The sequence below is a fragment of the Amycolatopsis sp. NPDC004378 genome (assembly GCF_053602455.1).
This window is the reverse complement of sequence record NZ_JBSGDR010000015.1, coordinates 172434-196386: the sequence shown is the minus strand read 5'-3', so window position 1 is coordinate 196386 and position 23953 is coordinate 172434. Positions and strand designations below refer to the sequence as shown.

Genomic DNA, 23953 nt, shown 5'->3' with positions numbered 1-23953 from the left:
CCCGTGACAGCCGTCAACGAAGCGGCCTGCGCGAGCGGGCAAGCGGGGTGGTACCGCGGTACGCCGTCAAGGCGTCTCGTCCCCGTGTGGGTGACCGGGAACCCGGTCGTCCGTACGAGAGCGACGAACCGAGGAGCACCGGGATGTACCCCCAGGCCCAACTGGACGACGGCGCGGGAGTTCCGTCGCAGCCGTCCTTCCCCGCGCTGGAGAAGCAGGTCCTCGCCTACTGGGAGACGGACCGGACGTTCCAGGCGACCATCGACGCCCGCCCGGCGGGCGAGCACGGCGACAACGAGTACGTCTTCTACGACGGCCCGCCCTTCGCCAACGGCCTGCCGCACTACGGTCACCTCCTCACCGGGTACGTCAAGGACCTGGTGCCGCGCTACCAGACGATGAAGGGCCGCAAGGTCGAGCGCCGCTTCGGCTGGGACACCCACGGCCTGCCCGCCGAGCTCGAAGCCATGCGCCAGCTCGGGATCACGGAGAAGTCCGAGATCGAAGAGATGGGCATCGCGAAGTTCAACGAGGCTTCGCGCGAGTCCGTCCTGCGCTACACCAACGAGTGGCGCGACTACGTCACCCGCCAGGCCCGCTGGGTCGACTTCGACAACGACTACAAGACGCTCGACGTCACGTACATGGAGTCGGTGCTCTGGGCGTTCAAGCGCCTGTGGGACAAGGGACTCGTCTACGAGGGCTACCGCGTCCTGCCGTACTGCTGGCGCGACGAGACGCCGCTGTCCAACCACGAGCTGCGGATGGACGACGACGTCTACGCCACCCGCCAGGACCCGGCCGTCACGGTCGGGTTCCGCTTGCAGGACAACGACAACGACCTCGACGGCACCTACCTGCTGATCTGGACGACGACGCCGTGGACGCTGCCGTCGAACCTCGCGACCGCCGTGCACCCCGAGGTGCAGTACGTCGTCGTGGAGAGCGAGAACTTCCCGGGCAAGCGGTTCCTGCTCGCCGAAGCGCGCGTCGGCGCGTACGCGCGTGAACTCGGCGAAGAGCCGGCGGTCGTCGCGCACTACACCGGTGCCGAGCTGCTCGGAACCCGTTACGCGCCGCCGTTCCCGTACTTCACCGGCACCGAGAACGCGCACCGCGTGCTGGCCGCGGACTACGTCACCACCGAAGACGGCACCGGCGTCGTGCACATCGCGCCCGCCTACGGTGAAGAGGACAAGGTCGTCACCGACGCCGCCGGCATCACGCCGGTGACGCCGGTCGACGCGCAGGGCAAGTTCGACGCGACCGTGCCGGACTACGCCGGGCAGCAGGTGTTCGACGCCAACCCGAACATCATCCGCGACCTCAAGAACGGCACCGGATCCGCGGCCGAGCAGGGCGCGTTGCTGCTGCGCCACGAGACCTACGACCACCCGTACCCGCACTGCTGGCGCTGCCGCAACCCGCTGATCTACCGCGCGGTGTCGTCGTGGTTCGTCGCGGTGACGCAGTTCAAGGACCGGATGGTCGAGCTCAACCAGCAGATCACCTGGTACCCGGAGAACGTCAAGGACGGCCAGTTCGGCAAGTGGCTGGAGAACGCGCGCGACTGGTCGGTCTCGCGCAACCGCTACTGGGGCACGCCGATCCCGGTGTGGCGCAGCGACAACCCGGAGTACCCGCGCATCGACGTCTACGGCTCGCTCGACGAGCTGGAGGCGGACTTCGGCGTGCGGCTGGACAACCTGCACCGGCCCTACATCGACGAGCTGACCCGGCCGAACCCGGACGACCCGACCGGCAAGTCCACGATGCGCCGCGTCGAGGACGTCCTGGACGTCTGGTTCGACTCCGGCTCGATGCCCTACGCCCAGGTGCACTACCCGTTCGAGAACGCCGACTGGTTCGAGCACCACTACCCGAGCGACTTCATCGTCGAGTACATCGGGCAGACCCGCGGCTGGTTCTACCTGCTGCACGTGCTCGCGACGGCGCTGTTCGACCGGCCGGCGTTCCGCACCTGCGTCTCGCACGGCATCGTGCTGGGCTCCGACGGCGCGAAGATGTCCAAGTCGCTGCGCAACTACCCGGACGTCAACGAGGTCTTCGAGCGCGACGGCTCCGACGCCATGCGCTGGTACCTGATGGCGAGCCCGATCCTGCGCGGCGGCAACCTGGTCGTCACCGACAAGGGCATCCGCGACGCCGTCCGCCAGGCCGTGCTGCCGCTGTGGAACTCGTACTACTTCCTGGCCCTGTATGCGAACGCCGAGGGCGTGGACGGCAAGTGGCGCACGGATTCGCCGAACGTGCTCGACCGGTACGTGCTGGCGAAGACGCACGAGCTCGTCACCGACGTCGAGTACGCGATGGACCACTACGACGTCGCGGGCGCGTGCCAGACCGTGCGGGACTTCCTCGAGGTCCTCACGAACTGGTACGTCCGGCGCTCGCGCGACCGCTTCTGGGCGGGCGACCGGGACGCGATCGACACGCTGCACACCGTGCTCGAGGTGACGTCGCGGGTCGCGGCGCCGCTGCTGCCGCTGACCACGGAGGTCGTCTGGCGCGGGCTCACCGGCGGCCGTTCGGTGCACCTGACCGACTGGCCGAACGCGAACGACCTGCCCGCGGACGCGGCGCTGGTCACCGCGATGGACCGGGTGCGGCAGGTGGCGTCGTCGGCGCTGTCGCTGCGGAAGGCGAACAAGCTGCGCGTGCGGCTGCCGCTGTCGTCGCTGGTCGTGGCGGCCGAGGACGCCGAGTCCCTGGCGCCCTTCGCCGACATCCTGCGCGACGAGGTCAACGTCAAGGCGGTCGAGCTGACCACCGACGTCGCCGCGCACGGCGGGTTCGAGGTCGCGGTCAACGCCCGCGCCGCCGGCCCGCGCCTGGGCAAGGACGTCCAGACCGTGATCAAGGCCGTCAAGGCGGGCGACTGGTCGTTCCAGGGCGGCGCCGTGGTCGCGGCCGGGATCGCGCTGCGCGAAGGCGAGTTCGAGCGGCGGCTGGTCGCCAAGGGCGGCGGCGCGGCGGCGGAACTGCCCGGCGGGTCCGGGCTGGTGCTCATCGACACCGAGGTGACGCCGGAACTCGCGGCCGAAGGCCTGGTCCGCGACCTGGTCCGGGTCGTGCAGCAGGCCCGCCGCGACGCCGGGCTGGACGTGGCCGACCGGATCTCGCTGACCGTCGACGCGCCCGCCGAGGTCGTCGACGCGGCCCGGACGCACCAGGAGTTCCTGGCGTCGGAGACGCTGGCGACGTCGGTGACCTACGGCCCGGTGGACGGCGGGTCCGCCGGCACGGTCGGCGACGGCACGAAGGTCACCGTCTCGGTCGAAAAGGCCTGACTGCCGGAGGTGGCCAGTATGGTGTGAACCGACTGGCCACCTCCGTTGGCGGGTGGCGTGCTTTGGGGGAGGGGTACGCGAAATGAGTCCTGCCGGCAGACGGGGGATCCTGATCGGCGGCGCGCTGCTGGTCGTCGTGGTCGTGGTGGCGGCGTTCTTCGTGCTGAACGGCGGGTCGTCGCCCGAGGCGGCCGCCGGGGCCACGAGCGTCGAGAGCCCGGGGGCCATCGACCCGCATTCGGCGATCACCGAATACCTGCAGGACGTGTCCGAGAACAACCCCGACGCGGCGGGCCGGCTGACCGACGACAACGCCGCGGCCGCCGTCGCCCTGCGGGATGCGCGCAACACGCTCAACCCGTCGTCGGTGACGGCCAAGCTGACCGTGCTGCAGCCGACGCCGGCCGGGGCGAAGACGACCGGCGGGACGTTCGCCGTGTCGTGGTCGCTCAAGGGCGGTCCGTGGGCCTACGACGTTCCGTTCCAGCTGGTCCAGGCCGACGGCAAGTGGCTGGTCCACTGGGCACCTTCGCTGCTGCACCCGAAACTGGAGGCCGGGCAGCGGCTGGTGGTCAGCACGGCGGTGCGGGACACGACGGCCGTCGTCGACCGCGACGGCAAGCCGTTGCTCATCAGCGGGGCCGGCGGCACGCGCCCGGTCGAGGGCGATCCCGCGCCGCTGCTGCGGTCCGCGCTCACCGGGCAGGTCACGGCCGCGGCGGGCACCGGGTTCGCCGTCGAGCGCGTCGACACGAGCGGAAAGAGCCTCGAGACGCTCTTCGGGAAGGCTGCCGCGGGCGAGGCCAAGCCGCTGACGTCGAGCCTGAGCCTGGCCGCGCAGAACGCGGCGCAGAAAGCGGTCGACGGCTACCGAGGCTCGGCCATGGTGGTCGCGCTCGACACGGGTTCGGGGGACATCTTGGCCGTCGCGCAGAACGCGGCCGCCGGGAACCAGCCGAAGGCGCTCAACGGCCTGTACGAGCCGGGCTCGTCGTTCAAGATCGCGACGTCGGTGGCGGCGATCCAGCAGAGCGGACTGACGTCGGCGTCGCCGGTCGACTGCCCGGGTGTCGCGACGATCGGCACGCGGACGGTCAAGAACGAAGGCTTCGAGCTGGGCGCGACGAACCTGCAGACGGCGTTCGCGCGGTCCTGCAACACGACGTTCGGCCGGCTCGCGCTGGCCCTGCCCGCCGACGGGCTGGTGAAGGCGGCGAACGAGCTGGGGCTCAACGCCGACTACGACATCCCGGGCATCCCCACCGAGCTGGGCAAGGTCGAGCCCGCGGCGAGCAAGGACGAGCAGGTCGAGGACGGGTTCGGCCAGGGCCGCATCCAGGCCAGCTGCCTCGGTGGCGCCGTGATGGCGGCGACGGTCGCGTCCGGCAGGGCGATCACGCCGCGGCTGTGGCACGACCTGGAAACGCAGGTCGTCAAGGGGTACTCGCCGCCGCCCGCGTCGGTGCTCGGCGAAGTCCGGAAGATGATGCGCGCGGTGGTGCAGAGCGGGACCGGGCGTGGCGCCGCGAGCGCGGGCGACGTGTTCGGCAAGACGGGCACGGCCCAGTTCGGCGACGGGTCGAACGCCACGGGCTGGTTCGTCGGCTACCGCGGGAACGTCGCCTTCGCGGTGGTCCTGGAGAACTCGAACGACTCGGGTCCGGCGGTCACCCTGGCCGCCCAGTTCCTCAAGGCCCTCTGAAGTCTCCGCACCGGCGGCGCTTTCCCGGGAAAGGGCCGTGTCGGTTCGGCCGTGGGCGAAGCGTGGCCGTCGTACCGTGGGCGCATGGAGACGATCGCTCTCGCCGAGGTGGCCGCGGTGCTCGCCGACCCGAGCCGCGCCACCATGTGCCTCGCCCTGCTCGACGGGCGGGCGTGGACCGTCGGCGAGCTGGCCAAGGCGGCCGGGATCGCCCTCTCCACGGCCAGTGAGCACGTCACCCGGCTGGTCGACGCCGGGTTCGTCGCGCGGGTGAAGCAGGGCCGGGCCAGTTACGTCCGGATCGCCGACCCGCGCGTGGCCGAGCTGATCGAGCACCTGGCCCAGCACGCCGAGCACCGGCCGGTGACCGGGCTGAAGTCGTCGCTGCGGGTGAAGCGGCTCGGCTTCGCGCGGACCTGCTACGACCACCTCGCCGGCTCGCTCGGCGTCGCCGTCCGCGACGGCATGCTCGCGACCGGCCTGGTCGACACCGCCGACGGGCTGACGCTGACCGCGCGCGGCCGCGAAGTGCTGGCCGGTCTCGGCGTGCCGGTCGCCGCCGGGCCGCGGCGGCCGCTGCTGCGCGACTGTCTGGATTGGACGGAACGCCGAGACCACCTCGCCGGGGCGGTGCCCGCGGCCCTGCTCGAGCGGGCGGTCGACGCGGGCTGGGTCGGCCGGGACGGCCACCGCGCGGTCAAGGTCCTGCCGGCCGCCGCCCGGCCGTTCGCCGCTCTCGGTGTCGATCTCGACGCGCTGAGTGCGCCTTAACACACCGGTTGTCCGACTCGCGGCAGCGGTACACGAACGAGTTAACCCACCCGCTTCACTATTCTGAGTGCCCCACGGCACTCGGGAGGGAGGCGGCATGGACCAGCTTCCGGTCCTGCTCGGCGTCGGCGGCGTCGTGCTCCTCGCCTCCGTGCTCGCCGTGCGCGTCTCGATCCGGCTCGGCCTGCCCTCGCTGCTGCTGTACCTCGCGATCGGCGTCGTGCTCGGCGAAGCCGGCTTCGGCATCCGGTTCGACAACCCCGGCCTGACCCAGTCGCTCGGGCTCGCCGCGCTCGTCATGATCCTCGCCGAAGGCGGGCTGACCACGCGGTGGTCGGCCGTGAAACCCGCGCTGGGCCTCGGCATCGCACTGTCCACAGTGGCCGTCGCGGTGAGCGTCGCGGTCACCGGCGCGGCCCTGCACTGGCTGCTCGGCCTGGACTGGCGGTTCGCCCTGCTGTGGGGCGCCGTGCTCGCCTCGACCGACGCGGCCGCGGTGTTCTCCGTGCTGCGCACCGCCGGGATCGGGAAACGCCTGGTCGGCGCGCTGGAGCTGGAGTCCGGCATCAACGACGCACCGGCGTACATCGCCGTCGTCGTGCTCGCCGCCGGCACCACTGTGGACTGGACGCTGCCGCTGCTGGTGGTCTACGAGCTCGCGGCGGGCCTGGCCATCGGGCTCGGGTTCGGCTGGCTGGGTGGCATCGCGCTGCGCCGGGCCGCGCTGCCGGCGACCGGCCTCTACCCGCTGGCCACCGTCGCGGTGTGCGTCGTGGCGTACTCCTCCGGCCAGCTGCTGCACGCGTCCGGGCTGCTCGCCACCTACGTCGCCGCGCTGGTGCTGGGCAATTCGCGGCTGCCGCACCGCTCGGACACGCTGTCGTTCGCCGAAGGCCTCGGCTGGCTGGCGCAGATCGGGCTGTTCGTGCTGCTCGGGCTGTTCGCCTCGCCCGGCCGGCTGTTCGAGACGATCGTGCCGGGCCTGGTCGCCGGGGCCGTCGTGCTGCTGCTGGCGCGGCCGATCTCCGTCGTGCTCTCGGTGCTGCCGTTCCGGCTGCCGTGGCGGGAACAGGCGTTCCTGTCGTGGGCCGGGCTGCGCGGCGCGGTCCCGATCGTGCTCGCGATGATCCCGCTGTCGGAGGGGGTGCCCGGCGCGCAACGGCTGGTCGACGCGGTGTTCGTGCTGGTCATCGTGCTGACGCTGGTGCAGGGCGCGACGCTCGGGCCGCTCGGGCGCCGGCTCGGGCTGGCCAAGAAGTCCGAGGCGCACGAGATCGAGGTCGACTCCGCGCCGCTGGACGAGCTGGGTGCCGAGCTGCTGCAGGTCCGCATCCAGCCCGGGTCGAAGCTGCACGGCGTGTACCTGTCCGAGCTGCGCCTGCCGACCGGCGCGACGGTCAGCCTGGTCGTGCGCGAAGGCGCCGGCTTCACCCCGCAGAAGACCAGCCGGCTGCAGGAGAACGACCAGCTGCTGGTGGTCACGACGAGCGGCGTCCGCGACGCCGCCGAGCGCCGGATCCGCGCGGTGGACCGCGCCGGCCGCCTGGCCCGCTGGAAGGGCGAGTCGGGCCGTTAGCCCGTTCGTGGTCGCCCCCGCGGCGTGACCGGTCGGACGACTTCGTGCCGACCCCCCAATCACACGTGATGCCCCTCCAATCACGCGTGATGCCCGCCCCGTCACGCGTGATGCCGTTTTCGGCAGGGCAAGGCCGTGAACAGCGCTTGTCCGGTCCTTGTCCGGTCTCGGTGCCGACCTGGTGATCTTTTCCCGCAAGGGTGAGGGGCGCCTCACGAAAATCTCACGCGATCTTCCCAGTGATCCAACCTTTGGCCTACTGTGCGCTCGATCGGGTTAGTTCGAATGGGTGAGCGTTAGGCCAAAGGAGTACGCAGGGTGACGAAACTGCATGTTCGCGGGGCGCTCCTCGTCGCCGCCGTCACGACCGCCCTCGGGCTCGTCTCGGCGCCGGCCGCGACCGCCGAAGTCGCGCCGTTCCCCGCGCTCGCCCTGCCGTTCAAGGCCGGTCAGCAGGTCTACTCCGCCGGTATCCACTCCGACGACGGCAGCACCGGCGTCGAGAACGCCATCGACTTCAGCCCGGCCGACCGGACCGTCCGCGCGCCGCTCGCCGGCACCGTCCGCCTGCAGCACTGCGCGGGTGGCGACTGGGTGACCATCGACCACGCCGGCGGCTGGCGGACCGGGTACTACCACATGGAAGGCATCAAGGTCAGCGACGGCGAGCACGTCGAGGCCGGCGCCGTGCTCGGGTCGACCGGCAACGCGCTGCCCTGCGGCGGCAGCAGCACCGGTGCCCACGTGCACTTCACGCTCTGGACCCTGCCGGACGCCTCGGCGGCGGCCCACGGCGAGCCCGTCGACGGCAAGACCATCGGCGGGTGGCTGTTCACCGCGGGTGCCGAGCAGTACGCGGGCACCGCGACGCACCTCTCCGACCATGCGGTCACGCAGCTGCCGGGGCACTTCCGCGCGAAGCTCTGACCAGCGCGAACGACGCGGGAAACACCCGGCGTCGGCTGTGAGCGGCGTCTCAGAATGTGAGCCGGGGGTTGGCCGCCGGGCGCGTTCTCGGTTACCTTCTGTGCCAGGTCATGAGTGCCAGCGCGAAGCCCCGGCTTGCTGGCCGGCAACCCTCCTACCGCGGTGGGGTGCCCCGGGTGAAGACCGGGCCGGTCGCGTCGTGCGACGGGCAAGCGCGGGCCCCTCGCCGGGGTCCCCCGGACCGCCGAGGAGGCACCCCGATGACTCTCGCCCTCGACCGCACCACCGCGATCACCCCTGCCGTGCAAGGCATCCCGGCCGTCGCCGGCGCCGCGCTGCGGGTCCCGCTCGTCACCGGGGACACCATCGGCTACGCCAACCTCGACCACGCCGCGAGCGCCCCGTGCCTCGACGCCGTCCGCGCCAAGGTCGACGAGTTCCTGCCCTGGTACGCCAGCGTCCACCGCGGCGCCGGCTTCGCGTCGCAGGTCTCCACCAAGCTCTACGAACGCACTCGCGACGTCCTGCGCCGCTTCGTCGACGCCCGCCGGACGGACACGGTCGTGTTCACCCGCAACACCACCGACTCGTTCAACCTGCTCGCGCGCAGCCTTCCCCGCCACACCACGGTGATCGTGTTCGACACCGAGCACCACGCCGCGCTGCTGCCGTGGCAGGGCCCGAACGTCCGGCGGATCCCGACCCCGCGCACGCGTCTCGCCGCGGTGTCCGCTGTGGACGAAGCGCTCGCGGACGCGCCGCAGGGGCCGCGGCTGGTCGTCGTCACCGGAGCGTCCAATGTGACCGGTGAGCTGCTCCCGGTCGCCGAAATCGCCGCCGTGGCAAGGAAGCACGGCGCCCGCGTCGCGCTCGACGCCGCCCAGCTCGCCCCGCACCGGCGGATCTCCGTCAAGGACCTGGACGTCGACTACGTCGCCATCTCCGGCCACAAGCTGTACGCGCCCTTCGGGGCGGGCGCGCTGATCGGCCGCGCCGACTGGCTGCGCGCCGCCCGGCCGTACCTCGCCGGCGGCGGCGCGACGAAGCTCGTCACCGAAGACGCGGTGGTCTGGAACACCGGTCCGGAGCGCCACGAAGCGGGCTCGCCGAACACCGTCGGCGTGTACGCGCTCGGCGTCGCGTGCGAAACCCTCAGCGAGAACTGGGACGCCGTCGTGGCGCACGAACAGGCCCTGCTTTCCCGGCTGCGCAAGGGACTCGAGGGTATCCCGGGCTGCGCCGAGCTGCGCCTGTTCGACGCGCCGGTCGACCGCGTCGGTACGGTCAGCTTCGTCGTCGACGGCTTCGACCCGGGCTGGCTGGCGGCCGTGCTGTCGGCCGAGTACGGCATCGGCGTGCGCGACGGCGCGTTCTGCGCCCACATCGCGGCGAAGCGCCTCATCGGCGTCACCGGCGGGGAGGGGCAGCAGGCGGTCCGCGTCAGCCTCGGGCTGGGCAGCACCGAGGAGCACGTCGACCGCGTTGTGCTGGCCCTGCGCCAGATCGTCGCGCGCGGCGCCCGCTGGGAGTACGCGAAGGTGGACGGCCGCTGGGCCCCGGTCGGCGACCCGCGGGAGCTGCCGCCCTTCTGCTGAGGCGCTAACCTAGGCGGATGGGGCGAGGGCGGTACTGGTTTCCGGTGGCGTTGCTGGGGTTCGCGCAGGTCGGCATGGTGGCGGCACAGCTGCTGGCCCGCCGCAGCCCGGCCGAGTGGCAGTCCCCCGACGTCTTGCTCCGCCCGCAACCGGCCGGGTACGGCGCCCTGCAGTTCCTCACCCAGGATCCGCTGTTCACCCCCGGGCCGGGGCTGCCGGCCGGGCCGGCGTGGCAGGTCGCGCTCGGCGTGGCGGTGCTCGGCACGGCCGTCTGGTACGCGGTCGTCCTGCGGCCCGTCCGCACCGGGTGGTTCGTCCTCGGCACGGCCGGCGCGCTGCTCGCCGTCCCGCTGCTCGACCTGGTCGGGTCGTGGCAGTTCCGGCTCGCCGACGGGCTGCGCGGACCGCTGCTGGCCACGCTCGGTCTGCTGGTGCTCGCCGCGTACGAGCGCAGCCTGCTCGTCCTGCTCACCGCGGTCGCGTTCGCGGTGCTCGCGGTGGTGCTGTCGGCGGACCTGGCGGGTGCGCTGCTGTCGGCGGCGGTGCTGATTGCCGCCGCCTTCGCCGCCGTGCTCCGGCCCCGGGCGATACCCTGACCCGATGGGGGATGTCCGACGGTCCTGGTTCCCGGTGGCCGCACTGGGTTTCGCGCTGCTGGTCATGGTGGTCGTCGAGCTGGTGCCGGAGACCCCGGTGACCGGCTCGTTCGTCTCCTTGCACGCGGTCCCGATGACCCCGGACAACCAGCTGTACGGCACCGGCGGCGTCGGCGGGACCGGGCTGTCCGCGGCCACCACTGCCACGGCCGTGCACCCGGCCGCCCTCGGCTGGCTCGCCGGGCTCGCGTCCGTCGTGCTCGTCGCGGCGGGGTGGTACTGGCTGAGCCTGCGCCGTGCCGGCACGTCCCCGCGGACCGGCCGGTTCGTGCTCGGGACGCTCGGGGCCCTGGCCGCCGTCCCCGTGCTCGACCTGGTCGGCGCGCTGCAGTTCCGGCTCGACGGCGACGTGCGCGGGCCCCTGATCGCCACGCTCGGGCTCGTCCTGCTGGCCGGGTTCGAGCGCAGCTTGCTCCTGCTGGCCGTCGCCGTGGTGTTCGCCCTGCTCACCGTCGTTTTCCTGCCTCCGGTCGCCGGTGCGCTCGCCGCCGCGGGGGTGCTCTTCGCCGTCGCGTTCGCCGCCCTTCTGCTGCGTCCCCGCGACACTGCCGGGGCGCCCTGACCAGGGCCGTGGACAATGGAGCCGTGAGCACCGAGCCCAGCCACTCCGAACCCGACACCGAACCCGACGCCGCCGAGGCGCCGCCCGAAGCCGGGCCGGAGACGCCGGAAGCCCCGGCCAAGCCCCTGCCGAAGCGCCGGGTCGGCTGGGTGTTCGCCGTCGCGGTCGTGTTCTGGGTGATCGACCTGGTGACGAAGAACCTCGTCACCGCGAACCTGGAGGGCAAGGAGCCGGTCCGCATCCTCGGCGGGCTGATCTACCTGCAGGTGATCCGCAACCCGGGTGCGGCCTTCTCGATGGCCACCGGCATGACGTGGGTGCTCGCGCTGGTCGCGCTGGCCGTCGTCATCGCGATCGTCTGGCTGTCGCGGCGGCTGCGCTCGATCGGCTGGGCCATCGGCCTCGGCCTCGTGCTCGCCGGGGCCACCGGCAACCTGACCGACCGCATCTTCCGCGCGCCGGGCGGGCTGCAGGGCCACGTCGTCGACTTCATCTCGGCGTTCGCGCCGAACGGCAAGGGCTTCGCGATCTTCAACATCGCCGACTCGGCGATCTGTGTCGGCGGTGCCCTGATCGTGCTGCTTTCCCTGCTGGGCAAGGACTACGACGGTACGTCGACCAAGGACAAGAAGAAGCAGCAGGAGGAACAGGCGTGAGCGCGCGGATGCTCCCGGTGCCCGACGGGCTCGACGGGATGCGCGTCGACGCCGGCCTCGCGAAGCTGCTCGGCCTGTCGCGCACAGTCGTCGCGGAGCTGGCCGAGGCCGGCGACGTGCTGCTCGACGGCCGTCCGGCGGGCAAGTCCGACCGGCTCTCCGGCGGCGGCCTCCTGGAGATCACGCTGCCGGAGCCCGCGAACCCCGTCGAGGTCGTCGCCGAGCCCGTCGCAGGCATGCAGATCCTGCACGACGACGACGACATCGTCGTGCTCTCGAAGCCGGTCGGCGTCGCCGTGCACCCGAGCCCGGGCTGGACCGGCCCGACGGTCGTCGGCGGCCTCGCCGCGGCCGGCCTGCGGATCGCGACGTCGGGCGCGGCCGAGCGCCAGGGCGTCGTGCACCGGCTCGACGCGGGCACCACCGGCGTGATGGTGGTGGCCAAGAGCGAGCACGCCTACACCGTGCTGAAGCGTGCCTTCAAGGAACGAACGGTCGACAAGGGCTACCACGCGATCGTCCAGGGCCACCCGGACCCGACGCGCGGCACGATCGACGCCCCGATCGACCGCCACCCGCGCCACGACTACAAGTTCGCGGTCGTCCAGGGCGGCCGCCCGAGCGTGACGCACTACGAGGTCGTCGAGGCGTTCCGCGCGGCGTCGCTCGCGCACATCAAGCTCGAAACCGGGCGCACGCACCAGATCCGCGTCCACTTCTCGGCGCTGCGGCACCCGTGCGTCGGCGACCTGACCTACGGTGCGGACCCGGTTCTCGCGCGCCACCTCGGCCTGAGCCGCCAGTGGCTGCACGCCAAGACGCTGGCGTTCGCCCACCCGGCGGACGGCCGGTGGGTCGAGTTCGAGTCGGAGTACCCGGACGACCTGGCGAAGGCTCTGGAGATCCTGCGCGAGGAAAGCTATTAGTCCTCGATCGACCAGGTCAGCGTGCGCTCGTCCGGCTCCGGCCGCGGGCTCCAGCGGACCGACACCACCCGCGTGGCCTCCGGGAGGACGTACACCGTGTGGCCGCCCAGGGTCTCGCCCGGGTTGACGCCGATCTTGTGCGGGGGCCGGGACGTCAGCGACACCGGGGCCTTGCCGATCGCGGCGCCGTCGGCGGCGAGGAGCTCGAGGTAGTTGTCCGGCAGCGAGACGAACGGGAGCTGCCCGCGGTTGGTGATCTCCGTGTGCACGACGACCGCGCGTTCGCCGTCCTCCAGGCGGTAGCCCGCCGCGCTGAACAGGTAGTCCGCCGGGTCCTGGACCTCCAGCAGCTGCACCGACAGCTGCTCGCCCTCGAGGCCCTGGGTCTCCAGGACCTCGCCGAGCCGGCCGCGCTTGCCCGTGGGGGCGGCCGCGGGCTTGGCCTGCTCGTCGCCGCGGGCCCAGGACGCCGTCTGCGGCAGGCCCCACGTGCTCACGGCCGGGTCGAGCGGCGGCGCCGGGAACGGCGGCTGCGGCGGGCGCTGCTGCGGGGGCCGGGGCGGCGGGCCCGGGTACCGCCCGGACGGTGTGCCCTGGACGTTGTACGGCCCGGACGGCGCACCCTGGACGTTGTAGGGGCCCGAAGGCACGTTGTGCGGGCCCGACGGCGTCCCCTGGACGGGCGGCGCGGGCATCGGCATCGGCGGCGCGGACTGCTGGGGGACCGGCTGCGACGGCGGGGGCGGGAACTGCGGCCGGTTCGCCCACGACGGCGGGGCGCCGGCGATGGCCGCGCGCAGGCCGTTCGGGTCGCTCTCGACGCCCACGAGCAGCGGCAGCCCGCTGCCGGAGAGCGCGACCAGGCGGTAGGCGACCTCGCGCGGGTCCATGCCGACCTTGGCCGCCAGCTCGTGCACCGCGGCCTTGCCGAGGTCGGCGAGCGCGGCGAGCAGTCGGGTATCCACGGGATCGGTCACGGCCACCTGCTGAACGCTACCGCCTCGCCGAACGCCCGTGCCGAGGCCGTCCGCGGCTTCACCGTTCTTGTCGGTGATCTCCGTTAGGGTCGGCCGGGAGCACACCATCGAAGCTGGGGGTCCTGCCCATGACCGCGGTCACCGAACTCGCCGACGAGTTCGTCGAAGCGCTGTTCGCCGCCGATCCGCTGACGCCTGCCCTGCTGGGCATCCGGCCGGCGGAACCCGGCCTGCCCGACTTGTCCGCCGAAGCCGAGGCCGCGCACCGCGCGCGGCTCGCGGAGTTCGCCGAGCGGGCCCGCGCACTGGACACCGCCGGGCTGTCGGCGGAGGACCGCGTCACCCGCGACGTCCTGATCGCCACGGCCGAAGACCGCATCGCGGGCATCGACAGCCGGATGGCCGAGTTCACGGTCACCGACGTCTTCGTCGCGCCCGCGGCCTCCCTGCTCGTCGCCCTCCCGATGACGACCGTGACGGCGGGGGAGGCCGCGGAGGCCCAGCTCGGCCGGCTCGCCGCGGTCCCGGAGTTCCTGCGCCAGGCCGCGCGGCGGCACGCCGAGGGCATCGAGCGCGGGCTCGTCCCGGTGGCGCACCTGGTCGACGCGGCGGTCGCGCACCTCGACCGCTACCTCGCCGACCCGGCCGCCGACCCGCTGCGCCGCCAGCCGGCGCCGGACGAGGAGTTCGGCCGCCGGCGCGACGAACTGCTGGCCGACGTCGTGCGCCCGGCGTTCGCCGAGTACCGCGAGTTCCTCGTCACCGAGGTGAAGCCGCACGGGCGGCCCGCCGACCGGCCCGGCCTGAAGTGGCTGCCCGGCGGCGAAGAGACGTACGCGCGGCTCGCGAAGGTGCACACGACCACCGACCGCACCCCGGAAGAGCTGCACCGGACCGGGCTCGACATCATCGACTCGCTGGCCGCCGAGTACCGCGAGCTGGGGCAGCGGGTGTTCGGCACGGACGACCTGGCGGAGATCTTCCGGCGCCTGCGCACCGACCCGGCGCTGCGGTGGACCAGCGCCGAGGAGCTGCTGGAGACCGCCCGCACGGCCGTCGCCCGCGCGACCGCCGAAGCCCCGAAGTGGTTCGGCACCGTGCCGTCGCAGCCGTGCCTGGTCGAGCCGGTGCCGGAGGAGGCCGCGCCCGGCGCGCCCCCGGCGTACTACCTGCGCCCGGCCGCCGACGGCTCCCGGCCCGGCATCTACTTCGCGAACACCCACGAGGCCACCGAGCGGTTCCGGCACTCGGCCGAGTCGACGGCCTACCACGAAGCCGTGCCGGGGCACCACTTCCAGCTCAGCGTCGCGACCGGGCTCACCGAGCTGCCGCTGCTGCGCCGGATCGGCAGCTTCACCGCCTACACCGAAGGCTGGGGCCTCTACAGCGAGCGCCTGGCCGACGAGATGGGCCTGTACTCCGACGACGTCGCGCGGCTGGGCATGCTCACCGCCGACTCGATGCGGGCGGGCCGGCTGGTCGTCGACACGGGCCTGCACGCGCTGGGCTGGAGCCGGCAGCAGGCGGTCGACTACCTGGCCGAGCACACGCCGATGGCGCGCGTCGAGATCGAGGCCGAGACCGACCGCTACATCGCGTGGCCGGGGCAGGCCTTGGCGTACATGGTGGGGCGCCTGGAGATCCAGCGGATCCGCGCCGGCGCGGAAGAGCGCCTCGGCTCGCGGTTCGACATCCGCGCGTTCCACGACCTCGTGCTCGCCGGAGGCGCGCTGCCGCTGTCGGCGCTCGCGTCCGCCGTCGACGACTGGGTGGCCGGGCACGGCGACACGGTCAACGGGCTGGCCGCGGAGCTCGTCGAGCTGACGTTCGAGCAGGAGCCCGTGGCACCGTCGATCCACGGGCTGCCGGGCGACCACGACCGGCTCGCCGACCAGACCCGGGAAGCGCAGGAGCGGTTCCTCGCCGCCTACCGGGCGCTCGCCGCCCGCGCCCGGGCGCTGTCCGCCGGGGACCTGTCGCCGGAAGAGGCCGTGACGCGCGAGGTCGTGATCGCCGCCGCCGAGGTCGAGGCCGACCGGCTGGCGGCGCGGTCCGCCGACATCGCGGTCAGCGACGGGCTGACCGCCCCCGCGCTGGGTCTGCTGCTGTTCCTGCCGTTCTACAAGCTCGACGACGAGAAGAAGGCCCGCGGCTACCTCGCCCGGCTCGCCGCGATCGAGCCGTTCCTGGCGGACCTGACCGAGCGCCAGCGCGAAAGCCTGGCCGACGGCCTGGTACCGCCGGCGTACCTGGCCCGCGTCGGCATCGAGTACGTCGAGCGCTACCTCGCCGCGCCGGAGAGCGACCCGCTGAAGGTCGGCACGACGGCCGACGTCGAGGGCTTCGAGGCCGAGCGCGATCGGCTGCTCGCCGAGGTCGTCCACCCGGCCTACGCCCGGTACCGCGACTTCCTGCGCACCGAGGTCGAACCGGCCGGCCGGCCCGACACCGCGCCCGGCATCGGGCACGTGCCGGGCGGTGCGGAGCGGTACGCCGCGCTGATCCGCGCGGAGACGACGACCGAGCGCACGGCCCAGGACCTGCACGACACCGGGCTGGCGCTGATCGAGAAGCTCGGCGAGGAGTACCGCGAGCTGGGGCGGAAGGTGTTCGGCACCACCGATCTCGCCGAGATCTTCGAGCGCCTGCGCACCGATCCGGCGTTGCGCTGGCGTGACGGCGAGGAGCTGCTGTCGGCGGCCCGCGACGCCATCGCCCGCGCCGAAGCCGTGGCCCCGCAGTGGTTTTCGCGCATCCCGGCGGAGAAGTGCGAGGTCGCGCCGGTGCCCGAGGCCGACGCGGCGAGCGGCACGATCGCGTACTACATGCAGCCGTCGCTCGACGGTTCGCGGCCGGGCACCTACTACGCCAACACGCACGAGGCCGGCAAGCGCCCGCGGTTCACGAGCGAGGCGATCGCGTTCCACGAAGCCGTGCCGGGGCACCACTTCCAGCTGAGCCTGGCCCAGGAGCTGCGGAACCTGCCGCTGCTGCGGCGGATCGGCATGTTCAACGCCTACGCGGAAGGCTGGGGCCTGTACGCGGAGCGGCTGGCCGACGAGATGGGCCTGTACTCCGACGACGTCGCGCGGCTGGGCATGCTGACGCAGGATTCGATGCGGGCGGGCCGGCTCGTCGTCGACACCGGGATGCACGCGCTCGGGTGGAGCCGGCAGCAGGCGATCGACTACCTCGTCGACCACACGCCGATGGCGCGCCTGGAGATCGAGGCGGAGATCGACCGGTACGCCGGCTGGCCGGGCCAGGCCCTGGGCTACATGGTGGGGCGGCTGGAGATCCAGCGGCTGCGGGCCGAGGCCGAGGCGGCCCTGGGCGAGCGGTTCGACATCCGGGACTTCCACGAAGTCGTGCTGGGCCACGGCATGCTGCCGCTGCCGGCGCTGGCCAAGGTCGTCGCGGACTGGGTCGCGGCCGGCACGGACACGCCCGACGCGCTGGCCGACGAGTGCCTGGAGCTGATGTTCGAGGCGCAGCCGCTGCTGCCGTCGCTCTACGGCCTGCCCGGCACGCACGACAAGCTCGCCGACCAGTCCGCCGAAGCGCTCTCGCGGCAGCGCGCCGCGTTCGGCGCCCTCATCACGCGCGCCGAGGCGCTCGGTCCGCTGTCCTCGGCCGAGCGCGTCACGCGGGACGTCGTGGTCTGGCAGGCCCGCACGATGATCGACGTGCTCGACTCGGGCCGGGCCGACATCGCGGTGAGCGACGGGCTCGCGGCGCCGGCGCTGGAGCTGCTGATGCTGCTGCCGCAGACGGTGGTCGACGACGAGGCCAAGGCCCGCGGCTACCTGAGCCGGCTCGCGGCCGTGGGCACGTACCTGGACCAGGTGATCGAGCGGCAGCGGGCGGCGCTGGCCGAAGGCCTCACGCCGCCGGAGTTCCTGGCGCGCATCGGCGTCGGGTATGTCGAGCGCTACCTGGCCGCCCCGGACGCCGATCCGCTGAAGGTGCCGGTCCAGGGGCTCGAGGCCGAGCGCGACCGGTTGCTGGCCGAGGTCGTGTGGCCCGCGTACGCGCGGTACCGCGACTTCCTGGCCGACGAGGTGGTCCCGGTCGCGCGGCCGGAGACGTCGCCGGGCATCGGCGACCTGCCCGGCGGGCCGGCCCGGTACCGGGCGCTGATCCGCGCCGAGACGACGACCGAGCGCACGGCCCAGGACCTGCACGACACCGGGCTGGCGATCATCGAGAAGCTCGCCGAGGAGTACCGCGAACTCGGGCAGAAGGTGTTCGGCACCACCGATCTCGCCGGGATCTTCGAGAAGATCCGCACCGATCCGGCGCTGCGCTGGCGTGACGGCGACGAGCTCCTGGACGCCGCCCGGCAGACGATCGCCCGGGCCGAAGCGGTTGCGCCGCAGTGGTTCTCCCGCGTTCCGGAGCAGAAGTGCGAGGTCGCGCCGGTGCCGGCCGCCGAAGCCGAGAGCGGCTCGATCGCGTACTACATCGACGCGTCGCTCGACGGTTCGCGGCCGGGCACGTACTACGCCAACACGCACGAGGCCGACCAGCGGCAGCGGACGCTCGGCGAGTCGGTCGCGTTCCACGAAGCCGTGCCGGGGCACCACTTCCAGCTGACACTCGCGCAGCAGCTCACCGGCGTCCCGCTGCTGCGGCGGATCGCGATGTTCAACGCCTACGCCGAGGGCTGGGGCCTGTACGCGGAGCGGCTGGCCGACGAAATGGGCCTGTACTCCGACGACGTGGCGCGGCTGGGCCTGCTGACGCAGGACTCGATGCGGGCGGCCCGGCTGGTCGTCGACACGGGGTTGCACGCGCTGGGCTGGAGCCGGCAGCGGGCGGTGGACTTCCTCGTCGAGAACACGCCGATGGCGCAGATCGAGATCGAGGCGGAGATCGACCGCTACGCCGGGCACCCCGGCCAGGCGCTCGGCTACATGGTCGGGCGGCTGGAGATCGAGCGGCTGCGGGCCGAGGCCGAGGCGGCGCTGGGCGAGCGGTTCGACATCCGCGAGTTCCACGACACGGTGCTGGGCAGCGGCACGCTGCCGCTCCCGGTGCTGGCGGACGTGGTGGCCGACTGGGTGGCCGCGCGGGGTGCGGAATGACCCGTCCACCGTCCACTTCGGACCACCGCGCCGAGGAGGGGCCGTGACCTGGCTCGACCTCGCCGACGACACGCCGTTCGGCCTGGACAACCTGCCCTACGGCGTGGTTTCCGTGGGCGGCGCGCCGGACCGCCGCATCGGCGTGCCGGTCGGCGCGGAGGTGCTGGACCTGACCGCCGCCGCGGCCGGGACCGCGGCGGCGTTCGCCCCGCTGCTCACCGCGGGGGTGCTCAACCCGCTGCTGGCGGCCGGGCCGGACACGTGGCGGGAGGTGCGGGAGAGCGTCCGGGAGTGGCTGACCGAACCCCGGTACGCCGACCAGCTGCGCCCGCACCTCGTGCCGCGGGCCGAGGTGACCACGCACCTGGCGTTCGAGGTCGCCGACTACGTCGACTTCTACTCGAGCGAGCAGCACGCCCTCAACGCCGGCCGGATCTTCCGGCCGGACGCGACCGAGCTGCCACCGAACTGGAAGCACCTGCCGATCGCCTACCACGGCCGGGCGGGCACGGTGGTGGCGTCGGGCACGCCGGTCGTCCGCCCGCACGGCCAGCGGAAGCCGCGCAACGCCGACGCGCCGTCGTTCGGCCCGTCGAAGCGGCTGGACATCGAGGCGGAGGTCGGGTTCGTCGTCGGCGTCCCGTCCGCGCCGGGCACGCGGGTGCCCACTGAGGACTTCGCGGACCACGTCTTCGGCGTGTGCCTGGTCAACGACTGGTCGGCGCGCGACATCCAGGCCTGGGAGTACCAGCCGCTGGGCCCGTTCCTCGGCAAGTCGTTCGCGACGTCGGTGTCGCCGTGGATCGTCCCGCTGGCGGCGCTGGAGCACGCGCGCGTCGACGGCCCGCCGCAGGACCCGGAGCCGTTCGAGTACCTGCGCGGCGGCGGGAAGTGGGGCCTGGACCTGGCGATGGAGGTCCGGCTCAACGGTCACCTGGTGTCGAGCCCGCCGTTCGCCACCCAGTACTGGACGGCGCCGCAGCAGCTCGCGCACCTGACCGTCAACGGCGCGAGCCTGCGCACCGGCGACCTGTTCGCCTCCGGCACGGTGACCGGCCCGGAGCCCGACCAGCGAGGCTCGCTTCTCGAGCTGTCCTGGGGCGGCCGCGAGCCGCTGGAGCTCCCGGGCGGCGAGACGCGGACGTTCCTGGAGGACGGCGACGAGGTGGTGATCAGCGCGACGGCCCCCGGCCCGGGCGGCAGCCGCATCGGGTTCGGCGACGTCCGGGGCACGGTGGTCCCCGGCTGACCCGCGGGTTCCGCGGCCGGCCGTGACGATCGGGCCGCCGGGGTGTCCGGACTGCGGGGAACACGCGCGGATGAGAGGGTCGGCCGGTGGGACGTGGAGCGGTGAAGGCCGTCGTGGGGAAGCCGTTCCGGCGGGCCGGGGCCACCCTCGCCCGGTACCGGGAACGCGACGGCGACCACTACGCCGCCGCCGTCACCTTCTTCAGCCTGCTCGCGCTGGTGCCGCTGATCATGGTCACGGTCTCGGTGATCGGGTTCGTGCTGGCGGGGGACCGGCTGCTCGCGACCGAGCTGGACCGGGTCATCGACGGCGCGCTGCCGCCCGAGATCGCCGGGCGGGTCACCGACATCGTGCACACGGTCGTGGGCGAACGCGGCCGGATCGGGCTGCTGGCCCTCGCGGTCGCCGGGTACTCGGGCTGGAGCTGGATCAGCAACGTCCGCGACGCCGTCACCGCGATGCTCGGCCAAGACCGGACGCCGCGGCCGCTGCTGCGCGGGATCCTCGCCGACGTCGTCGCGCTAGCCGGGGTCGGGCTCGCGATGAGCGTGTCGTTCGGGCTGGCGGCGCTCACCGGCGCGGCCGGGACCTGGCTGCTCGGCCTGACCGGGCTGACCGGCGGGTTCGCGCACTTCCTGCTGGTCGCTGGCTCGCTCCTGCTCGGTCTCGCGGCGAACTGGCTGGTCATCGCCTGGTGCCTGGCCCGCCTGCCGCGCCGGCCCCTGCCGCTGCGCTCGACGCTGCGCCCGGCCGGGGCCGCCGCCGTCGGGCTCGCCGCGCTCCAGCAGGCCGGCGGGCTCTACCTGCACCTGCTCGGCCGCTCGCCGGCGGTCGCCGCGTTCGGCACGCTCGTCGGCGTGCTGCTGTTCGTCTACCTGGTGGTCCGCTGGCTGCTGATGGTCACGGTGTGGATCACGGTCCGGGACGAGCCCCCACCGGGCACGCTGGCCGCCGACGTCCGCTACGCCGGCACGACGCTCGGCGCCGGCGCCTCGGCGGAGCTGGTGGTCCGCACCCTCACCGGCCGCTGAGTGGCGGCGCGCACATAGTCCCGCACGGCTCGCGCGGGCTCGTTAAGATGCGCGACTAAGCGCTTGCTCAGCAACGGAGGTGGACATGCGGATCGGGACCGCGATCAACTACGCCGGAGGCTTCGCCGACAGCGTCGCGGACATCGTCGAGCTGGAGAAGGTCGGTCTCGACGTCGCCTTCGTGCCCGAGGCGTACTCGTTCGACGCCGTCAGCCAGCTCGGCTACCTGGCCGCGAAGACCGAGCGCGTCCAGCTCGCGTCGGGCATCTTCCAGATCTACACCCGCACGCCGACCCTCACCGCGATGACCGCCGCGGGGCTCGACTTCGTCTCCGACGGGCGCTTCATCCTCGGCCTCGGCGCCTCCGGCCCGCAGGTCATCGAGGGCTTCCACGGCGTGAAGTACGACGCGCCGCTGGGCCGTACCCGCGAGATCGTCGAGATCTGCCGCCAGGTCTGGCGCCGTGAGCGCGTGGTGCACGACGGCAGGCACTACACGATCCCGCTGCCGCCGGAGCAGGGCACCGGCCTGGGCAAGCCGCTCAAGCTGATCAACCACCCGGTGCGCGAGCGCATCCCGGTGCTGCTGGCCTCGCTCGGCCCGAAGAACGTCGCGCTCACCGCCGAGATCGCCGAGGGCTGGCAGCCGATCTTCTTCCACCCGGAGAAGGCGAACGACGTCTGGGGCGAGTCCCTGGCCGCGGGCAAGGCCAAGCGCGACCCGGCGCTGGGCGAGCTGGACACGTTCGTCAGCGCCGCGCTGGCGATCGGCGACGACGTCGAGCCGCTGCTCGACCACCTGCGCCCGATCGTCGCCCTCTACGTCGGCGGGATGGGCGCGCGGGGCAAGAACTTCTACAACGACCTCGCCTGCCGCTACGGCTACGAGGCCGAGGCGAAGCTGATCCAGGACCTCTACCTGGACGGCAAGAAGGAAGAGGCCGCGGCAGCAGTGCCGCTCGAGCTGCTGCGCTCGATCTCGCTGGTCGGCCCCGCCGGGTACGTGAAGGAGCGGCTGGCCGCCTTCCGCGAAGCGGGTGCGACGACGCTGGTGGTCAACCCGCTGCTGCCCGGCCGCGAGGCGCGCGTCGCGGCGGTCTCGCAGCTGCGGGAGCTGCTCGGCTGAGCGTGCCTCAGCCGGGCGTGGCGTAGACCGCGACCCGCGGGGAGTTCATCCCGGCGGTGTCGAGGGTGCCGTCGCTGGTGATCAGCCGCAGCTGCGGGCCCGGGCCCTCCGGGGCGACGAGCGTGCTGTCCGGCTCGCCGGGCAGGAACGTCGCCGTCCTGCGGACCGCGAACCGGGCCTCGCGGCCTTGGTCGTCGCGCACGACGACCGCCGCGCCCGGCTTGAGCCGGCCGAGGTGGGCGAACGCGCCGCCGGCGTAACCGAAGCCCGAGTGCCCGGACAGCACGGCGACCCCCGGGGCGCCGGGAGCCGGTCCGTCGGCGAACCAGCCGACGCCGAGCGCGGTGCCCGGCTGCTCCCGGCGGCCGCCGACGTGGCCGAGCTCCACCACGTGGCCGAGCGTGAGGTCCAGGTCGGGGATCGACAGCGACGCGGGCAGGACGCCGGCCGTCACGGGCCGCTCCTGGGCCGCGGCGCCGGGGGTGACCGACACGCCCGGGGCAAGCACGGTCGTGACGCCGAGCAGGACGCAGCCGAGCCCGGCCACCACCGCGAGCACCGCGGCGGCCGGCCGCACGAGCTCCGAGCGCCGCTCGGTCGTCCCCTGCCCCATGCCGGTAAGGTCGGGCTCCGAAGAGCTGGCGTTACCGAATCGTGTCCAGGCGTGGGGTGCTTCACTCGAACGGGCCACCTGAATGTGACCTTCGCGTCAAAAAAGTTCGTCCGGTGAGACCAATACGTCAATGACCGGCTAATTTTGATGAATTCGGGCATAATTATGTGTTTCGATTAGTGGAACTGGGGATATCCACGAGGTGGAAGTGAGGTGCGCCGAGCAGTGCGAAAAATCGAAGAGCCCGCTGTGGGCGTACTGGACGTCGGATCGTTCAGCGCCCGGTTGGTGGTGGTTCCGGTCGACGGCTCGCCCCGTGAGCCGGTGCTGAACCACCAGACGCGGCTGCGCCTCGACCGCGAGCTCGACGTCCGCGGCCGCCTCTCCCGCCGGGGCATCGCCGCCGTCACGGCCGCCGTCGCCGCGGGCATGACCACCGCGTATCGCCACGGCGTCGGCGGCATCTACCCGCTCGCGACGTCCTCCATCCGCGACGCCGCCAATGCGACGGAGGTCGTCCGCCACGTCGCCGGCGAAACCGGGGTAGAGCTGCGGTTCCTCTCGGGCCGGTGCGAAGCCGAGCTGACCTACCTCGCCGCCCGCCGCTGGTACGGCGCGGAGGCCGGGCCGCTGCTGGTCCTCGACATCGGCGGTGGCACGGTCGAGCTGGCCGCCGGCTGCGGCGACCAGGCCACGTTCGCGCGGTCGCTGCCGCTGGGCGCGCGGTCGATGACCCGCGACTGGCTGCCGAGCGAACGCGTGTCGAACAAGCAGGTCAAGGCGTTGCGCGCGCACGCACTCGACGTCGTGACCACCACGCTGGGCGCCGCGGACGTCGACAACCCGCGGGTCGTCGGCTGTTCGAAGGTGCTGCAGCAGCTCGCGCGGCTGGCCGGGGCCCGCCCGAACCGGCGCAAGGAGCTGCGCCTCGACGACCTCCGTGCCTGGATTCCTCGGCTCGCCGGGCTGCCGCCGCAGAAGCGCGCGGAACTGCCGGGCATCTCGCGCAGCCGCGCGCACCAGGCGCTGGCGGGCGCGATCGTGGCGGAAGCGCTGCTGACGGTCGCGGGCGGCAAGGTGGCGATCTGCCCGTGGTCGACCCGGGACGGCCTGCTGCTGGCGCTGCAGGACAAGGCGCGGGAAAAGGCCGGCGACGGGTTCGTCGCGGCCTGACCCCTGGTCGCCACC

Annotated in this window: 17 protein-coding genes and 1 riboswitch; of the genes, 15 read left to right on the top strand and 2 right to left on the bottom strand. The window is 73.0% G+C overall.

Features of this window, described 5'->3' with window-relative positions:
- Positions 1–143 precede the first annotated feature (143 nt).
- The 10 genes from ileS (at position 144) to ACWEN0_RS34740 (ending at position 12682) form a co-directional block, all read left to right on the top strand.
- Positions 144–3311: an isoleucine--tRNA ligase gene (gene ileS / locus ACWEN0_RS34785; RefSeq protein ID WP_451983427.1), complete on the top strand. Its 3168-nt coding sequence runs from the start codon at positions 144–146 to the stop codon at positions 3309–3311.
- 82 nt (positions 3312–3393) lie between these two features.
- Positions 3394–5013, top strand: a complete 1620-nt coding sequence (locus ACWEN0_RS34780; protein ID WP_451983425.1) for a penicillin-binding transpeptidase domain-containing protein — start codon at positions 3394–3396, stop codon at positions 5011–5013.
- 84 nt (positions 5014–5097) lie between these two features.
- Positions 5098–5784 carry an ArsR/SmtB family transcription factor gene (locus ACWEN0_RS34775; protein WP_451983423.1) on the top strand — a complete coding sequence of 229 codons (687 nt, stop codon included), beginning with the start codon at positions 5098–5100 and terminating at the stop codon, positions 5782–5784.
- 97 nt (positions 5785–5881) lie between these two features.
- Positions 5882–7360, top strand: coding sequence for a potassium/proton antiporter (locus ACWEN0_RS34770; RefSeq protein ID WP_451983421.1), 1479 nt, complete (start codon positions 5882–5884; stop codon positions 7358–7360).
- A gap of 318 nt (positions 7361–7678) precedes the next feature.
- Positions 7679–8287, top strand: a complete 609-nt coding sequence (locus tag ACWEN0_RS34765; RefSeq protein ID WP_451983419.1) for a M23 family metallopeptidase — start codon at positions 7679–7681, stop codon at positions 8285–8287.
- Positions 8288–8393: 106 nt separating this feature from the next.
- Positions 8394–8508, top strand: a riboswitch (SAM riboswitch).
- Positions 8509–8547: 39 nt separating this feature from the next.
- A complete protein-coding gene (locus ACWEN0_RS34760; protein ID WP_451983417.1) occupies positions 8548–9882 on the top strand; it encodes an aminotransferase class V-fold PLP-dependent enzyme in 1335 nt (444 codons plus the stop codon).
- Positions 9883–9899: 17 nt separating this feature from the next.
- Entirely contained in the window at positions 9900–10478 is a 579-nt protein-coding gene (locus ACWEN0_RS34755) for a hypothetical protein (protein ID WP_451983415.1), read from the top strand.
- A 4-nt stretch (positions 10479–10482) separates the two neighbouring features.
- A complete protein-coding gene (locus ACWEN0_RS34750) occupies positions 10483–11100 on the top strand; it encodes a hypothetical protein (RefSeq protein ID WP_451983413.1) in 618 nt (205 codons plus the stop codon).
- Between the two features lie 23 nt (positions 11101–11123).
- Entirely contained in the window at positions 11124–11756 is a 633-nt protein-coding gene (gene lspA, locus ACWEN0_RS34745; RefSeq protein ID WP_451983411.1) for a signal peptidase II, read from the top strand.
- Positions 11753–12682 (top strand): RluA family pseudouridine synthase, encoded by a 930-nt coding sequence (locus tag ACWEN0_RS34740; protein WP_451983409.1) that lies wholly within the window; start codon positions 11753–11755, stop codon positions 12680–12682. The genes lspA and ACWEN0_RS34740 overlap by 4 nt, the downstream gene beginning before the upstream one ends.
- Here the strand turns inward: ACWEN0_RS34740 and ACWEN0_RS34735 are convergent.
- The gene (locus tag ACWEN0_RS34735; RefSeq protein WP_451983407.1) at positions 12679–13665 is read right to left on the bottom strand and encodes an AsnC family protein; all 987 of its coding nucleotides are present in this window, start codon (positions 13663–13665) and stop codon (positions 12679–12681) included. The genes ACWEN0_RS34740 and ACWEN0_RS34735 overlap by 4 nt on opposite strands.
- A gap of 122 nt (positions 13666–13787) precedes the next feature.
- Here ACWEN0_RS34735 and ACWEN0_RS34730 point away from each other — a divergent pair, with 122 nt between their 5' ends.
- The 4 genes from ACWEN0_RS34730 to ACWEN0_RS34715 all read left to right on the top strand — a co-directional run bounded on the left by ACWEN0_RS34730 (position 13788) and on the right by ACWEN0_RS34715 (position 22152).
- The gene (locus tag ACWEN0_RS34730) at positions 13788–18746 is read left to right on the top strand and encodes a DUF885 domain-containing protein (RefSeq protein WP_451983405.1); all 4959 of its coding nucleotides are present in this window, start codon (positions 13788–13790) and stop codon (positions 18744–18746) included.
- A 43-nt stretch (positions 18747–18789) separates the two neighbouring features.
- Positions 18790–19995: a fumarylacetoacetase gene (gene fahA / locus ACWEN0_RS34725; RefSeq protein ID WP_451983403.1), complete on the top strand. Its 1206-nt coding sequence runs from the start codon at positions 18790–18792 to the stop codon at positions 19993–19995.
- A gap of 101 nt (positions 19996–20096) precedes the next feature.
- Positions 20097–21026, top strand: coding sequence for a YhjD/YihY/BrkB family envelope integrity protein (locus ACWEN0_RS34720; RefSeq protein WP_451983401.1), 930 nt, complete (start codon positions 20097–20099; stop codon positions 21024–21026).
- Between the two features lie 85 nt (positions 21027–21111).
- Positions 21112–22152 carry an LLM class F420-dependent oxidoreductase gene (locus tag ACWEN0_RS34715; RefSeq protein WP_451983399.1) on the top strand — a complete coding sequence of 347 codons (1041 nt, stop codon included), beginning with the start codon at positions 21112–21114 and terminating at the stop codon, positions 22150–22152.
- Positions 22153–22159: 7 nt separating this feature from the next.
- Here ACWEN0_RS34715 and ACWEN0_RS34710 read toward each other — a convergent pair whose 3' ends face one another.
- Positions 22160–22765 carry a class F sortase gene (locus ACWEN0_RS34710; protein WP_451983397.1) on the bottom strand — a complete coding sequence of 202 codons (606 nt, stop codon included), beginning with the start codon at positions 22763–22765 and terminating at the stop codon, positions 22160–22162.
- 225 nt (positions 22766–22990) lie between these two features.
- On the opposite strand from ACWEN0_RS34710, the gene ACWEN0_RS34705 reads away from it, so the two are divergent.
- A complete protein-coding gene (locus ACWEN0_RS34705) occupies positions 22991–23938 on the top strand; it encodes a Ppx/GppA phosphatase family protein (RefSeq protein WP_451983395.1) in 948 nt (315 codons plus the stop codon).
- The last annotated feature ends 15 nt before the right edge of the window (positions 23939–23953 follow it).